Origin of the sequence: Pseudomonas sp. 10(2024) (assembly GCF_045164175.1) — a bacterium.
In the GTDB taxonomy this organism is placed as follows: domain Bacteria; phylum Pseudomonadota; class Gammaproteobacteria; order Pseudomonadales; family Pseudomonadaceae; genus Aquipseudomonas; species Aquipseudomonas alloputida.
The window spans coordinates 2907087-2921640 of the sequence record NZ_CP174006.1; the positions used below are offsets into that span (position 1 = coordinate 2907087).

General features: G+C 64.9%; 14 protein-coding genes. 6 read left to right on the top strand and 8 right to left on the bottom strand.

Annotated elements, in window-relative coordinates; all coding sequences use genetic code 11:
• Positions 1–22: 22 nt before the first annotated feature.
• The 6 genes from ACI7M0_RS12950 (at position 23) to ACI7M0_RS12975 (ending at position 6250) form a co-directional block, all read left to right on the top strand.
• A complete protein-coding gene (locus tag ACI7M0_RS12950) occupies positions 23–1048 on the top strand; it encodes an ABC transporter substrate-binding protein (RefSeq protein WP_064492006.1) in 1026 nt (341 codons plus the stop codon).
• A 38-nt stretch (positions 1049–1086) separates the two neighbouring features.
• Complete coding sequence (locus ACI7M0_RS12955; RefSeq protein WP_020192292.1) at positions 1087–2112, top strand: aromatic ring-hydroxylating dioxygenase subunit alpha; 1026 nt, start codon at positions 1087–1089, stop codon at positions 2110–2112.
• A gap of 65 nt (positions 2113–2177) precedes the next feature.
• On the top strand, positions 2178–3026 hold the full coding sequence (locus ACI7M0_RS12960; protein ID WP_129931745.1) for an ABC transporter ATP-binding protein: 849 nt from the start codon (positions 2178–2180) through the stop codon (positions 3024–3026).
• 85 nt (positions 3027–3111) lie between these two features.
• Positions 3112–3840: an ABC transporter permease gene (locus ACI7M0_RS12965; protein WP_014862030.1), complete on the top strand. Its 729-nt coding sequence runs from the start codon at positions 3112–3114 to the stop codon at positions 3838–3840.
• A 38-nt stretch (positions 3841–3878) separates the two neighbouring features.
• Positions 3879–5309 (top strand): amidohydrolase family protein, encoded by a 1431-nt coding sequence (locus ACI7M0_RS12970; protein ID WP_129931744.1) that lies wholly within the window; start codon positions 3879–3881, stop codon positions 5307–5309.
• Complete coding sequence (locus ACI7M0_RS12975; RefSeq protein ID WP_129931743.1) at positions 5306–6250, top strand: PDR/VanB family oxidoreductase; 945 nt, start codon at positions 5306–5308, stop codon at positions 6248–6250. The genes ACI7M0_RS12970 and ACI7M0_RS12975 overlap by 4 nt, the downstream gene beginning before the upstream one ends.
• Before the next feature lie 79 nt (positions 6251–6329).
• Here the strand turns inward: ACI7M0_RS12975 and ACI7M0_RS12980 are convergent, their stop codons facing one another.
• Genes ACI7M0_RS12980 through ACI7M0_RS13015 form a run of 8 tightly spaced genes read right to left on the bottom strand, consistent with a single transcriptional unit; the run spans position 6330 to position 14554 of the window.
• Complete coding sequence (locus ACI7M0_RS12980) at positions 6330–7112, bottom strand: cyclase family protein (RefSeq protein WP_019438615.1); 783 nt, start codon at positions 7110–7112, stop codon at positions 6330–6332.
• Positions 7109–8095 carry an NAD-dependent epimerase/dehydratase family protein gene (locus ACI7M0_RS12985; protein ID WP_129931742.1) on the bottom strand — a complete coding sequence of 329 codons (987 nt, stop codon included), beginning with the start codon at positions 8093–8095 and terminating at the stop codon, positions 7109–7111. Before ACI7M0_RS12985 ends, ACI7M0_RS12980 begins: the two co-directional genes overlap by 4 nt.
• Positions 8086–9078 carry a fumarylacetoacetate hydrolase family protein gene (locus ACI7M0_RS12990; RefSeq protein WP_129931741.1) on the bottom strand — a complete coding sequence of 331 codons (993 nt, stop codon included), beginning with the start codon at positions 9076–9078 and terminating at the stop codon, positions 8086–8088. Before ACI7M0_RS12990 ends, ACI7M0_RS12985 begins: the two co-directional genes overlap by 10 nt.
• Complete coding sequence (locus ACI7M0_RS12995) at positions 9075–9647, bottom strand: cupin domain-containing protein (protein WP_129931740.1); 573 nt, start codon at positions 9645–9647, stop codon at positions 9075–9077. The genes ACI7M0_RS12990 and ACI7M0_RS12995 overlap by 4 nt, the downstream gene beginning before the upstream one ends.
• Before the next feature lie 11 nt (positions 9648–9658).
• On the bottom strand, positions 9659–9823 hold the full coding sequence (locus ACI7M0_RS13000; RefSeq protein WP_165366976.1) for a hypothetical protein: 165 nt from the start codon (positions 9821–9823) through the stop codon (positions 9659–9661).
• Positions 9820–11010, bottom strand: coding sequence for an MFS transporter (locus tag ACI7M0_RS13005; RefSeq protein WP_129931739.1), 1191 nt, complete (start codon positions 11008–11010; stop codon positions 9820–9822). Before ACI7M0_RS13005 ends, ACI7M0_RS13000 begins: the two co-directional genes overlap by 4 nt.
• A complete protein-coding gene (locus ACI7M0_RS13010; RefSeq protein ID WP_129931738.1) occupies positions 11000–13489 on the bottom strand; it encodes an RND family transporter in 2490 nt (829 codons plus the stop codon). Before ACI7M0_RS13010 ends, ACI7M0_RS13005 begins: the two co-directional genes overlap by 11 nt.
• A 3-nt stretch (positions 13490–13492) precedes the next feature.
• Positions 13493–14554, bottom strand: coding sequence for a YCF48-related protein (locus ACI7M0_RS13015; protein ID WP_129931737.1), 1062 nt, complete (start codon positions 14552–14554; stop codon positions 13493–13495).

A 14554-nucleotide genomic window follows, 5' to 3' on the forward strand; every position in this document is an offset into this window, starting at 1 on the left:
GAATCGGGGTGAAGAACACATGATGAAAACGCGTTTTGCCTTGGCTCGCCCGTTACGCTCGCTGTTGGCAGCAGCGTTGCTCCCCACCACGCTGACGATCGCTCCGCTGGCGATCGCTGGTGACAAAGTCGTGTTGCTGACCTCCTGGTATGCTCAGGCCGAACAGGGCGGCTTCTACCAGGCACTGGCCGATGGGTTGTACGAAAAGGAAGGCCTGGATGTGTCCATCCGCATGGGTGGACCACAGGTCAATGGCATGCAACTGCTGGTCAGCAAGCAAGCTGATTTCATCGTCAACTATGACCTGCAGATTCTAAAAAGTGTCGAGCAAGGCCTGCCAGTGGTCGCAGTGGCTGCGCCCTTCCAGGGAGACCCGCAAGGGTTGATGACCCACGCGGACGTCAGCGGACTTGATGGGCTTGGCGGCAAGCCTGTGCTGGTGTCCACCTCGGGCCAGCAAACCTGGTGGCCTTGGCTGAAGGGTAAGTATCAATTGGCTGACAACCAGGCGCGGCCTTACACCTTCAACCTGCAACCCTTTCTAGCCGACCCGCAAACCACACAACAGGCGTATGCCAGCTCGGAACTGTTCCAGGCGATAAAGGCAGGCGTGACGCCGAACTTTTTCCTCTTCGCAGATGCCGGTTATCCACCCTACGGATCCACCGTGGTCACCCGTCAAGACATCATCGCTGAGCACCCGGAGCGGGTAGCAGGTTTCGTGCGCGCGTCCATGGAGGGTTGGAAGCGCTATCTGGATGACCCCAGCGCCGGCAATGCACTGATCAAGCGCGACAACCCCAACATGACCGATGAACTGCTGGCCTGGGGCGTCTCGACCCTCAAGCAGTACCGCCTGGTCACCGGTGGAGAGGCAGCAACCCAGGGGATCGGCACCATGACTGACAGCCGCTGGCAAGCGACCCGCGACTTCATGGTCGAGGCGGGTCTGCTCGGTCCCGACGCACCTTGGCGCAACGCCTACACCACGCGCTTTGTGCAAGACCTGAAGGTACTCCCTGAGGCCGAGCAGGTCGGCAGCCGCTGAACACCATAACAAGCTCAACGCTGTGAGGAATCCTGATTATGTTGGTTACCAAACAACCTGTATTGCGCCGTTTCTGGTATGCCCTGCTCCCTATGACAGCCCTCGAAGACGGCCCCAAGCCATTCACCCTTCTGGGTGAAGCGCTGGTATTGTGGAAGCGTCCCGATGGTACCCCGGTGGCAATGCGGGACCGCTGCTGCCACCGCACCGCCAAACTGTCCAAAGGCTTCGTCAGTGCTGAAGGCAATATCGCCTGCGGGTATCACGGCTGGGAATACGACTGCACCGGCACGTGCGTGAAGATCCCGCAGAATCCCACCGGCGCTATTCCTCCGGGTGCCGCGGTGAAGGCTTATCACTGCCAGGAAAAGTACGGCTATGCCTGGGTCAGCCTGGACGACCCGCTACAACCGATCCCTGAGTTCCCGGAAGACGGCGCCCCCGGTTACCGACGCATCTTCCAGTTTTACGAAGAGTGGAAGACCAGCCCGCTGCGGGTCATGGAGAATTCCTTCGACAACTCGCACTTTTCCTTCGTGCACAAGGCCAATTTCGGCTTGTTCGACCAGCCGCAACCGGCCAGTTACGAGTTTCGCGAAACCGATTATGGCTTCGAAGCCGAGACCCGCGTGCCGATCCGCAACCCCGAGGCAAGCTTCCGTATCACCGGTACCACCGAGCCAATCACCCAGCGGCACCTGCTCAACCGCTATTACCTGCCCTTCTCCCGGCGCTTCGGCTGCATGTATCCGGACAGCGGCATCCATCACATCATCTACAACTGCGCCACGCCCATCGACGACAACCGACTGATGCTCGTGCAGTGGTTGTATCGCAACGACAGCGAAGAGCAATGCTCGACCCAGGAACTGATCGACTGGGACGCAGCGATCACAGCCGAAGACCGCGACATCCTGGAGGCTACCGATCCTGACGCATGTGTCGACACCAGGCGCAGGGTGGAACTGCACATGCCATCGGACAAGCCTGGGTTGGTTATCCGTCGGCAACTACTGGGTCTGCTTGAAGCCCATGGCGAGAGCGAAGTGTTCCTCAGCCACTGACACTTGCCCAACGCCCCGGTGCGCCGGGGCATTCACCACCGCTCATGACCCTCGGGGAGAGCGCTATGTTGATGCAGACCCTATCCAAGGCCGACGTCCAGCCGCAGGCCCTGCCGAACACCATCGGTGTGGACACTCCTTTGTTCGCCAATCAGGTGGAAAAAACCTACAGCAATGGCACCCATGCCTTGAGCCGCGTGAAACTGGCGATCGAACGCGGCGAGTTCGTCTCGCTCTTGGGCCCGTCGGGGTGTGGCAAAAGCACCCTGCTGAAAATGTTCGCCGGGCTCGAACAGCCCTCCGCCGGCCATGTGCGCTGGTGGGGCAAGGATGCCCCGGGTACGGACCACCACGCAGGCACACTGGGGCGCAGCCTGGCCATGGTGTTCCAGGAAGCCACCCTGATGCCATGGGCCAAAGTGCACGACAACGTGCGCTTGCCCCTGGACTTGGCCGGCGCCCCCAAGGCCCAGAGCCAGCCCAAGGTGCAAGCCGCCCTGGAACTGGTGGGGCTGGGCAAGTTCGGCGACGTTTACCCGCGGGAGCTCTCCGGCGGTATGCAGATGCGCGCCTCCATTGCCCGGGCATTAGCCACCGAACCCAATCTGCTGCTGATGGACGAACCCTTCGGCGCCCTGGACGAGTTCACCCGCAACAAGCTCGATAGCGACCTGCGCCAGCTCTGGCTCCAGCGCGACCTGACGGTGGTATTCGTGACCCACAGCATCTTCGAGGCGGTGTACCTGTCCTCGCGGGTGGTCGTGATGGGCGCGCGTCCCGGTCGAGTGATCGCCGATGTAGTCATCGACGGCCCACTGGAGCGCGACGAGGCATACCGCACTTCACCAGCGTTCATCGAGCAATGCGCGCACCTGTCCCGACTCCTGGCCCAGGCCAATGGCGACCCTTCCTGAGAGCATCATCATGAGCCGACCCTCTACTCCCTGGCTACGCCACCCTTCTGTACTACGCATCGTTTCACCGCTACTGGTTGGCGCCTTGCTGCTCGGCGTCTGGCAACTGGCATGCATCGCCTGGAAAGTCCCGGTGTACCTGGTACCGTCACCAGCCGATATCGGCCGCACCCTGGTCGCCGATGGCCCGATGCTGCTGGGGGCACTGTGGATGACCCTGAAGATCACCTTCCTGTCATTCGCCCTCGCCGTGGTCATCGGCACGCTGGCGGCGTTCGTGTTCGTGCAGAGCCGCGTCGTGGAGGCCAGTCTGTTTCCCTATGCGATCCTGCTGCAGGTAACGCCGGTGGTGGCCATCGCGCCGTTGATCATCATCTGGTGCAGCGACACGACCTTGGCGTTGGTGATCTGCGCCACGCTGGTGGCGATCTTCCCGATCATCGCCAACACCGTCCTGGGCCTGCGCAGCGTCAACCCTGGCCTGCTCAACCTGTTCCACCTGAACCGCGCCAGCCGCTGGCAAGTGCTGTTGCGCCTGCGCATTCCCAGCGCCTTACCGTGCTTTTTCGCTGGCCTGCGCATCGCCAGCGGCTTGGCCTTGATCGGCGCGGTGGTGGCCGAGTTCGTCGCCGGTACGGGTGGCACGGGCGCGGGCCTGGCGTATCAGATCCTGCAAGCGGGATTCCAGCTCAACATCCCCCGCCTATTCGCCGCCCTGGTGTTGATCGCCCTGACCGGCGTGGCGCTGTTCAGCCTGATGGCTTTGCTGGCTCGTTTGAGCCTGCGCCACTGGCACGAAAGCGAGCTGGGCTGAGTTCCATGCGAAACGCCGTACTGCCTATGGAGACGAACATGAAACACACCAACAGCTGGCTGATCCGTAACGCCAGCGCCATCCTCACTGGCCTGCGTGGCGGCGCCGCGCGCCATGTGGGGCCGGACATCCGCATCACCCAAGGGCGTATCGCTGCCCTGGGCTCGCTGCAACCGTTAGCCGGTGAGCAAGTGCTCGATGCCACCGATTGCGTGGTGTATCCAGGCTGGGTGAACACCCATCATCATCTGTTCCAGTCCTTGCTCAAGGGCATTCCCGCTGGCATCGACCAGAGCCTTGGTGCCTGGTTGGGGGCCGTGCCCTATCGCTATCGCGGGCTGTTCGATGAGCACAGTTTTCGCTTGGCCGCCCGGGTCGGGCTGGTGGAACTGGCCCGTTCCGGCTGCAGCACGGTGGCCGACCATCATTACCTGTACTTGCCAGGCATGGCCTTCGACAGCGCACAGATCCTCTTCGAAGAAGCCGAGCGCCTGGGGCTGCGCTTCGTCCTTTGCCGGGGCGGCGCAACCCAGGTACGTCAGGCTGAAGGCCCCGCGACAGCCGGACCTGAGACCCTCACGCAGTACCTGGACGATGTTCAGCGCTTGGTACAGGTCTACCATGATCCCGCCGACGATGCCTGGCGCCGTGTGGTAATGGCACCGACCAGCCCGCCCTACTCCATGCCGCCCGAGCACCTGCGCGAGACCGCCCGCGCCGCACGCCGCCTGGGCATCCGCCTGCACAGCCATTTGAGCGAAACCGTGGAGTACCAGAACGAAGTCCATGATCGCCACCGCCTCTCGCCCGTGGTGTTCTGCGCGGAGCAGGAATGGCTCGGGCCGGACGTGTGGTTCGCGCACCTGGTCAAGCTGAGCGCCGAAGAAATCCAGCTGCTGGGCGCCACCGGCACCGGCATCGCCCACTGCCCACAAAGCAATGGCCGGCTTGGCAGTGGTATCGCAGATATCGTTGCCATGGAGGCCGCAGGCATGTCGGTCTCGATCGGCGTGGATGGCGCTGCCTCCAACGAAGCCTGCGACATGATCAGCGAAACCCACGCCGCCTGGCTGATGCAAAGGGCCAAGGCTGGCGAACGCGCCATGGCCCGCCATGCTGGCGGCGATCTGGAGGGTGGTGCCCATGTCGCCAGCGTGGAGGACGTTGTGCGCTGGGGCACAGCAGGTGGCGCCCAGGTGCTGGGCCTGGACGCCATCGGCACGCTGCAGGTCGGCATGGCGGCGGACCTGGCGATCTATCGCCTCGATCAACCCCGCTACTTCGGTCTGCATGATCTGGGCATCGCGCCAGTGGTTGGCGGTGGCCGTCCGACGCTGCGGGCATTGCTGGTGGGCGGCCGCCTGAGCGTGGAAAACGATGCGCTTCCTGGCTTGGACCTCGCCGAGCTGGGCAGCCAGGCACGGCAGGCTGTACTTCATCTGCAACAGGCCGCGGGGGTACGCGCATGAGCTGGACGCCTCTGCAGGTGCGGGCCCTGCGCCTCGAAGCCGACGACGTGCTAGGTGTGGAACTGGCCCCGCCGGGTCCAGCTTCCCTGCCCTTCGACTGGGCACCCGGTGCTCATGTGGACCTGCGCCTGGGCAATGGCGTGGTACGCCAATACTCAGTGGTCAGCCTGCCCGAGGACGGTCATGTATACCTGGGCATCAAGCGCGAAAAAGCCTCCCGCGGCGGCTCGCAATGGCTGCACGAGCACCTGCGGCTGGGTGCCCGGGTGGAGGTGGGCCTGCCGCGCAACCTCTTTAGCCTGCAACCTGGCACAGGACAGGTCGTCTTGGTGGCCGCAGGCATAGGAATCACGCCACTGCTCGCCATGTACCGGCAATGCCAAGCGCAAGGTCGGTCGGTGCGCTTGCTGTTTTTCACCCGCGATGCCGAACAGGTGCCTTTTATCCAGTACCTCGATGCGAATACCGAGGTTCATGCAGGCTTGCGCGCCCCGATGATCGCCGGGTACCTGGAGGAACACTTGCCGGCCTGGGACGGCAGCGCAAGCCTCTATTGCTGTGGCCCTGCAGGTTTCATGGATTGTGTTGAGCACGTCGCGCTTGCAAGCGGCTGGCCAACCACGGCGCTTCACCGCGAACATTTCCAGGCCACAGAGCCCACCTTGCACGTCGAGCGTCACTGCACACTGGTGCTACAGCGCAGTCGTCTCCAGGTCGAGGTGCAACCGGGCGAAAGTTTGGTACAGGCGGCATCGCGGGCGGGCGTGGAGCTACCCGTGTCATGTGGAATGGGTATCTGCGGCGCCTGTGTCAGCCGGGTCATCGAGGGGGCGCCTGATCACCGCGACGAGTACCTCAGCGATGCCCAGCGCAACAGCGGAGAATGGATAACGCCCTGCGTATCGGGCTGCCACAGCGCCCGGTTGGTGCTGGACGTTTGACCATCGCCCGCAGCTGCCCGACGGCCAACGGCTGACGGCAGCTGCGCACGTCCCCTCCTCGCGGCCCATGGCTTTGTCCCTAATCGAAGATTGCTACCGCCCGGACGAAGCCGGCTGAGGCATGCCGGATCTTGTAAGGGAAGCAACTTACCAGAAACCCATCCGCCGGTAGCTGCTCCAGATTGGCCAGCTTCTCCATCTGCCCATAGCCGATATCACGCCCGGCCTTATGGCCCTCCCAAATGATCGAGGCGTCGCCCGTTTCACTGAAGCGTTCGCGGGTGAACTTGAATGGCGCATCCCAACTCCAGGCATCGGTACCGACCACCCTCACCCCGCGCTCCAGCAGGTACAAGGTCGCCTCGCGGCCCATCCCCACTCCGGCTTCGAGATAGCCAGGCTGGCCGAACATGCTGCCCGCGCGGGTGTTCACAAGTACGATGTCCAACGGCTGCAGCTCATGACCAATACGCGCAAGCTCCGCCTCGACCTGCGCCGCAGTGACCACGTGGCCATCCGGCAAATGACGAAAATCCAGCTTCACCCCCGGCTGCAGGCACCACTCCAGCGGCAGTTCGTCGATGCCGAAGGCCGGCTTGCCACCGTCGGTGGTGGATGCGTAGTGCCAGGGCGCGTCCATGTGAGTACCGCTGTGAGTGGTGATCTGCAGGCGCTCTGCCGCCCAGGACTCGTCGCCCGGCAGGTCCTCCTTGCGCAGCCCGGGAAACATCGCGGCCATTTCCGGCCAACCCTGCTGATGGTCCATATAATCGATCTTCGGCAGCAAAGGTGGCGGATCAGTGTAAGGGTTGTTGTCCAGGGTGACAGACAGGTCCAGCAAGCGACGTGTGTTCAAGCTCATACGAGGATTCCTTTGCGGATGGCCGCGCGACGGGTGTGGCGCGGCGGCAAGTCGAGGGCATTACGCAGCAGCGCGGCCACTGAACCGTCGTGGCAGAAGCCCAGTTCGCGGGCGAACGAGGTACGCAACGGTGGGTAGCGGCCAAACAGGCTTTCGAGCTGGGGATCGGGGGCGAAGGCGATGCGCTCACGGTTGGCCTCGCCAACAACAGCCGCCAGCCCGGTCAGCACCTGGGCGATGGTCAAATGCAGCACGGGCAGTTGCCAAACCCGCTGGCTGCCCGGGTCTTCCAGCTCGGCGGCGTGCAGCAGGTTGTCCACGCAACAACGGGCCGACATCCACCAGGCGCTCGCTTCGGGTGACACCGGGCAGGTGTAGGCCTCCCCGGCCACATAGGCGTGCAACAGGTCGCTCATGAACGCCGAGCGCAGGCCATTCGGCTCGCGCGGGCGAGCAACGATACCGGGCAAGCGCAAGGCGCGGCCGTCAACCTCGCCACGCCGGGCAAGGTCCTGCAACGCGATCTCCACCATGCGTTTGTGCGCCGCATAGGATAGCTGCGGCGACGCTGGCTGGCCTTCGTCCATGCGCGTCGGCAACTTGCCGCCGTACACTGCGACGCTGCTGGCGTACACCAGCACCGGTGGACAGAGGGGATTACGCAGTTGGTCGAGCAGCTCCAGGCTTGCTTGCAGGTTTACCTGGTAACCCCGTTCGTACTGCGCCTCGGCAGCGCCGCCAGGTACGCTGACGAGATGGAAGACCACATCGACACCGTCAGCCAGCACCCGACGCAGCAAGGCCGCGTCGGTGACGCTACCGTGATGACGACGCAGGCGCGCGTCTTCGGGCAGGCCATCCAGTGCCTGATCCAGCACCAGCAATGCCTCGATTCGCCGCCCGCGCAGCTCGCCCAGGTCCAGCAGGCGCTGCACCAACTGGCGCCCGACGAAGCCATTGGCGCCGGTGACCATCACTCGCATGGCCAGCCTCCCCGCACCACGCGCTGGTCAATGGCCCCGAACAGCACCTCGTCCTCGGGCCCGCGAGCCTCCATGCGCACCCGGTCGCCAAAGCGCATGAAGGCCGTGCGCGGCGCACCACAGGCGATGGTTTCGATGGCGCGGCGCTCGGCGATGCACGCCGAGCCCACGCTGCGCTCGGCGTTGGACACGGTGCCGGAGCCGAGTAGCGTGCCCGCACTCAAGCGTCGCGTCAGCGCCGCATGGGCAATCAACTGGTGGAAACCGAAGTGCATGGCGCCGCCATGGGGATGGCCGAACCACTCGCCGTTCCAGTGCACGTGCAGCGGCAAGTGCACCCGGCCGTCGCGCCAGGCCTCGCCGAGTTCGTCCGGGGTGACCGCAACGGGCGCGAAACTGCTGGCGGGCTTGGCCTGGAGAAAGCCGAAGCCGGTCTTCATTTCCCGCGGTGCCAGGGCCCGCAGGCTGACATCGTTGAGTTGCAGGATCAGGCGAACATGCTGCAAGGCCTGCTCCGCCGGGCATCCCATGGGTACGTCGTCGAGCAACACCGCGAACTCGCCCTCGAAGTCGATGCCGTGGGCCTCGCTGGGCAAGGGAATGTCCGCGAGTGGCCCGAGAAAGTCGTCGCTGGCACCCTGGTAAATCAGTGGGGTGTGCTCGATGCCTTCGATCGGGTCCAGGTTGAAGGCCTTCTGCATCAACGCGCCATGGCTGAGGAAGCACGAGCCATCCAGCCATTGGCTGGCACGCGGCAGGGGCGCAGCCAGTCGAGCGAGGTCGAGCGCGAAGGCACCCGCAACCGCATTGTCGTTGAGCTGCTGATACAGCGCCTGCAAGCGGGCTTCGACCTGGGGCCAGTTTTCCAGCGCGACCTGCAAGCTGGTGGCGATGTCACTGGCATCGACCGCATGCCCGAGGTCACGGGCCACCACCAGCAGGCGACCATCGCGGCTGCCGTCGTCGAACGTGGCGAGCTTCATGGCAGCAGCTCCTTGACCGTCTCGGCATAACGCCCATCGAGCAGGATGAAGACCATCCGGGCCATCTGTTCGCTGCGGTTGCTCCAGGCATGGTTGGTACCGCGCTGGACCACGATGTCGCCTCGTTTGAGGTGGACTTCGCCATCGTCCAGCACCAGCCAGACCTCGCCCTCGGTAACGATGCCGTAGTCCAGGGTTTCGGTGCGGTGCATCAGCTTGTGCTTCGAATCGGCTTTGCCCGTGCCGGCACTCGCCTCGCCGATCTCGGCGAAGGCAGCGGCTGCATCTTCGGCACTGACCTGGTTCTGCACGCTGTCGGGCGGTATGTCCACCACTCGAATCACGCTGCCCAGCGGGCCAGGGCTCAATTGCAGCGGCTGCGCTGTCGGATCATCGCCGTTGTCCAGTGTCGCCGGGCTGCCAACACTGTTCCAGACTTCGTAGAACAGGGTGCCAGGCACCGCCTTGAGTGGGAAGTTGTTCGGTGTCGGGCCGCAACTGGCGACGACCGCCTGGCCCTCGGCATCGTGGCCGGTGACTACACGTTTGAATGCAGGAAGCGATTGCATGCTGTCTCCTTTCAATTGCCGTCGCCGATGGTCGAGCCACCGTCGACAATAAGATTCTGTTCGCTGATGAACGCTGCGCCTTTAGCCATGGCCGGTAGCTGCGTGCTGGTCAGCCACATGGCGCTGCGCAGAGAGCGACTGGCACCGGTTCGCCCGCCAAGGAAACGTTCGCTCATCGTGCACCTGCCACCGTCACCGCACGCCGGTGGCGCATCAAGGACAGGCACACAGGCGCCAGCAGCAGTTGTCCGATGGCGACCAGCAGCAGTGCATGCGGCAGTTGCGTAGCCACACCAGCGGTCAATGCCAGGACGATCAATGGACTGACGAACTCACCCGCGAAAATCGCCGAAGTGAACCCACCCGTGGCACGGCCGCGCTGATCGAAGCCAACCTGCTGCATCACCAGGGTGATCAGCGTCGGCAGCAACAGGCCAACACCCAGGCCGTTGATCAGCACCGCCAGCACCAGTGGCGCGTGGCTACTCGCCAGCGCCATCAGGCCGCCACCGAGCCCCGCCGTGGCAAAGCCCAAGGCCAGCAACCGCCCAGCCGGCAAGCGCGCCAGTAAGCGAAAAGCCAGTGCGCCGCCCAACACGCCGAGCTGGTTGGCGCCCATGGCCAGGCCGACCTGACGGGGCGCATCTATGTGCAGTAACTGCAGCACGTAACCGGCCTGTACCGGGACGATGAACAGGCTGACGCCAGCCAGCACGGTGAGCAGGTATAACGGCGTCAGGGCCGCCCATGGAAAACGCGAATCGACGGTGGCTTCGCTGGCGGCCTGGCAGGCACGCGGCTCCCACAACAGCAGGGCCATCAAGGGCAGGCACAGCGCACCCACCGCATAGAGGGTGAACGGTGTCCGCCAGTCGCTTTCCCCCAGCGCACCGCCCACGCCCATGAACAACGCCGCCGCCAATGAGGTGACCACCATCTGCAAAGCGAACAACCGCGCCCGGCGCTGGCCGTCGAAGTAGTCCCCCATCAGCGTGGTGCAACAGGTCATGATGCCGGCTTCGGCCAAGCCGATGCCGGCGCGGCTGGCGACAATCAGCACCAGCGAATCCAGCCACAACGGCAACAAACCGCACAGGCTGTAGAGCAACATGCTCGCCAGCAGCAGTGCTCGCCGCCCCACTCGGTCTGCCAACACCCCGGCCAGCGGCGCCAACAAGGCTATGACCAGTGCCGGCAACGTCAGGGCCACCGGTACCAGCACGGCCACGCCCGGCGTCTCGGCAAAATGCGCGTGCATGCGGGGTAGCACCGGTGCGATGAGCACCGCCCCCAGGACGGGCAGGCAACTGCCGAACAGCAACAAGGCAGCCTGGGCGCTTCCGGCAGTGCGTTCAGCGGCCATGGCTCACCTCCTCCAGCGGGCGAAAACTGGCGCCCTGCTCCAGTATCCCGCTGCTGCGCTCGCGCCTTGTGTGTTCATGCGCCGGCAATGCCAGCTGCTCGGTACAGGCCTTGCGGTGCGGCAACAGGAAGTAGGCCAACGCCGGCAGCAGGATCAATGCACCGACCATGTTCCAGACGAACATGAATGCCAGCAGCACGCCCATGTCGGCCTGGAACTTGATCGGCGAGAAGATCCAGGTACCAACGCCGATGGCCAGGGTGATACCGGTGAGCATGACCACCTTGCCGGTGAACAGCAGCGCGCGGTAATACGCCTGGGACAGGCTCGCGCCTTGGCGCAGCTGGGCCAGCACGATGCTCATCACATACAGCGCGTAGTCCACGCCAATGCCGACCCCAAGGGCGATCACCGGCAGGGTCGCCACCTTCACGCCAATACCCAGCGCCACCATCAGCGCTTCGCAGAGGATCGAGGTGAGTACCAGCGGCAGCACCGCGCAGAGCACCGCGCGCCAGGAGCGGAAGGTCACCAGGCAGAGCACGATCACCGCGCCGTAGACCCACCAGAGCATGTCGCGGTTGGCCTGCTTGACCACCTGGTTGGTGGCAGCCTCGATGCCTGCACTGCCGGCAGCCATGAGGAAGCTGGCCTGCTCGCTGTCGTTGGCCTGGGCAAACGCCTGGACGCTGTCGACCACCCGCGCCAGGGTGTCGGCCTTGTGATCGGTCAGGTAGGCATAGAGCGTCAGCAGGCTGCAGTCGTCGTTGTACAGCCCGCGCGGGGCACCGGCGGTGACCATGTTCAGGGTCGCCTGGTTGTTGACCAGGTCATACCACTTCGGGCTGCCTTCGGAGAGGCCGACCAGCACCCGGCGGTTGAGCAGCGCCAACGAGTTTGTCGAGTCCACGCCCTGCAGGCCACGCAGTTGCCAGTCGAGGTCATCCACGTGTTTCAAGGTGCCGTAGGCCGAACAGCCACCAGGGGCGGTGCGCACCATCACCGCGAACACATCGCTGCTGGCGCCGTAGTGCCGGGTGACGAAGGCATTGTCGCGGTTGTAGCGCGAATCGGCGCGCAGCTCGGGAGCGCCGGCGTCGAGGTCGCCGACCTTCAGGTGCAGGCTCACGGCGTAGCCCCCGGCAGCCATCAGCGCAGCGACGGCGATGCACGCCGCCGCCCAGCGCCGGCGGGTGAACAGGTCGAGGAAGCGCCACACCGCATGCTTGCCCGCCCCGCTGGCCTCGGCCTCTTCAGCGCGCAGGCTGCGCCGCGCCGCACGGGCACTGACGCCCACGTAGGAAAGCAGCACCGGCAGCAGAATCAGGTTGGTGAAGATCAGCACCGCCACGCCCAGGCTGGCGATGACGGCCAGGTCCTGGATCACCTGTATCTGAATGATCATGAGCACGGCAAAACCGACCGCATCGCAGAGCAGCGCGGTGAGCCCGGCCAGAAATAACCGGCGGAAGGTGAACCGCGCTGCCACAAGGCGATGCATACCGCGGCCGATGTCCTGCATGATGCCGTTCATCTTCTGGGCGCCATGGCTCATGCCAATGGCGAACACCAGAAACGGTACCAGCACCGAATACGGGTCGAGCTCGTAACCCAGCAGCGGCAGCAGGCCGAGCTGCCAGATCACTGCCACCAGCGAACACACCACCACCAGCGCGGTGCTGCGCACACAGCGGGTGTACCAGTACAGCACGGCGGCGGTGATGGCAATGGCGGCGGCAAAGAACAGCAGGATCTGCCGCAGGCCGTCCATGAGGTCGCCGACGACCTTGGCGAAACCGGTGATGTGGATCTCCACCCCCTGCGCCTGGAAGCGCTCGCGCAGGGTTTCCAGCTCATGGGCGAAGGCCGTGTAGTCGAGGGCCTGGCCGTCCGGGGTCTTCTCCAGCAGCGGCACGTAGACAATGCTCGAACGCTGGTCGAAGGCCACCAGTTGACCAATTTCGTTGGAGCGTTCCACGTTGCGCTTGAGCGCTTCCAGGCTAGCGGCAGCGCCATCGTAGCCGTCGGGCACCACCGGGCCACCTTCCAGGCCCTCCTCGGTGACTCCGGTCCAGCGGGTGGACGGCGTCCACAGCGACTTCATCGCCGCACGGTCGACGCCAGGCAGCAGGTATACCGCGTCGTTGAGCTGCTGCAGGCTGTGCAGGTAGTCCTTGTCGTAGATGCTACCGCGTGGATTGGCCACGGCGATGCGCACCGCGTTGCCCAGGCCGGCGAGTTCCTGGCGGTGCTCCAGGTAGTTGTGAATGAACGGATGATCGCGCGGGATCATCTTCTCGAAGCTGGCATTGAGGGTCAGGCGCGAGGCCTCCCAGCCGAGCAGCAAGGTCGCCGCCAGGCACAGCAACAACACCAGCACACGGTGGTTGAAGAGCGCACGCTCCAGCAGCGAGCCGGACGCGCTGTCGAAGTCGTCGAGCTGGCCGCTGGAAGGCGCAGATGAATTCATGACGTGCATGGTTCAGTCCGTCGTGGTGGAAAGAGAGGAAGGTTCCAGGCGGCGCGCACCGGCCATGCCGACGGCGACGATGGAGCCATCGGCGGCGGTGGTAGCGGCGGTCAGTGGCAGGCCATCGGAGACCGCCACGGGCTGGGCGACAAAGGCGCCGAGGCCGCTGCGCAGGAGCATCCCTGCCTGGTTGGCGAGCAACAACTGGCCACCGGCGACGCGCAGGCCGTTGATGGATGCCGGAATCGGGTTGGCTAGCGCCTGGAAACTGTCGCCACCGTCGTCAGAGGCGAACAGCGAACCGCGCAGGCCGCCGAGCAGCAGACGGCCATCGGGCAACACGGTGGCGGCGAAGTAGCTGCCATCGTAGGGCCCGTGCAGCGCCTCGTAATGCTCACCGCCATCACGCGAGCGAAGCAGCAGGCCCTGCTCGCCGGCGATGTACAACTGGTTGCCTTGGCGCGCCAGGGCATACAGGTGCAGTCCACGCCCGTTCGGCAGTCGGCCGATCTCCGACTGCCAGCTGCGCCCGCCGTCGGCGGTGCGCATGGCCACCCCGTAGGCACCCACGACCAGGCCGTTGCGGGCATCGGTGAAACTCAGGGCCAACAACGGCTTGTCCGCGCCGTCAGCCAGCAGCCGTTGCGCCGCCGCCAGGCGACGCTCGTCTGCGGCAGCCTCGGCTGCCTGCACCTCCAGGGCGGCGGCGCGCTTGCCGTCGAGCTGCACGCTCCAGTGCTCACCACCGTCCTGGCTGTGCAAGACCACGCCGGCATGGCCGACCGCCCAGCCGTTGCGGGCGTCGATGAACTGCACGGCGGTCAGGCTGACACTCACCGGCACGGCAGTGGCCTGGCGCCAGGTGGCACCATTGTCATCGGACAGCAGTACCACGCCACGCTCACCCACCGCGACCAGGCGTGCATCGGCCCGGGCCACATCCTGCAACACCGCACGCAGGGCCTGGGGGCCGTGCAGCGCGGGCTGCGCGAGCACATCCACGCTGTCACCGGCGAACGCCGGCGGCAGCCCGCAACAGGCTGCCAGCAGCCAGCCGTAGAGCATCTTGTTCAT

Coding starts and splice junctions, on each gene's coding strand:
- ACI7M0_RS13015 (WP_129931737.1), bottom strand. CDS start 14,554: ATGAACAAGATGCTCTACGGCTGGCTGCTGGCAGCCTGTTGCGGGCTG.
- ACI7M0_RS12985 (WP_129931742.1), bottom strand. CDS start 8,095: ATGCGAGTGATGGTCACCGGCGCCAATGGCTTCGTCGGGCGCCAGTTG.
- ACI7M0_RS12990 (WP_129931741.1), bottom strand. CDS start 9,078: ATGAAGCTCGCCACGTTCGACGACGGCAGCCGCGATGGTCGCCTGCTG.
- ACI7M0_RS12960 (WP_129931745.1), top strand. CDS start 2,178: ATGTTGATGCAGACCCTATCCAAGGCCGACGTCCAGCCGCAGGCCCTG.
- ACI7M0_RS12955 (WP_020192292.1), top strand. CDS start 1,087: ATGTTGGTTACCAAACAACCTGTATTGCGCCGTTTCTGGTATGCCCTG.
- ACI7M0_RS13005 (WP_129931739.1), bottom strand. CDS start 11,010: ATGGCCGCTGAACGCACTGCCGGAAGCGCCCAGGCTGCCTTGTTGCTG.
- ACI7M0_RS12950 (WP_064492006.1), top strand. CDS start 23: ATGAAAACGCGTTTTGCCTTGGCTCGCCCGTTACGCTCGCTGTTGGCA.
- ACI7M0_RS13010 (WP_129931738.1), bottom strand. CDS start 13,489: ATGCACGTCATGAATTCATCTGCGCCTTCCAGCGGCCAGCTCGACGAC.
- ACI7M0_RS13000 (WP_165366976.1), bottom strand. CDS start 9,823: ATGAGCGAACGTTTCCTTGGCGGGCGAACCGGTGCCAGTCGCTCTCTG.
- ACI7M0_RS12975 (WP_129931743.1), top strand. CDS start 5,306: ATGAGCTGGACGCCTCTGCAGGTGCGGGCCCTGCGCCTCGAAGCCGAC.
- ACI7M0_RS12970 (WP_129931744.1), top strand. CDS start 3,879: ATGAAACACACCAACAGCTGGCTGATCCGTAACGCCAGCGCCATCCTC.
- ACI7M0_RS12995 (WP_129931740.1), bottom strand. CDS start 9,647: ATGCAATCGCTTCCTGCATTCAAACGTGTAGTCACCGGCCACGATGCC.
- ACI7M0_RS12980 (WP_019438615.1), bottom strand. CDS start 7,112: ATGAGCTTGAACACACGTCGCTTGCTGGACCTGTCTGTCACCCTGGAC.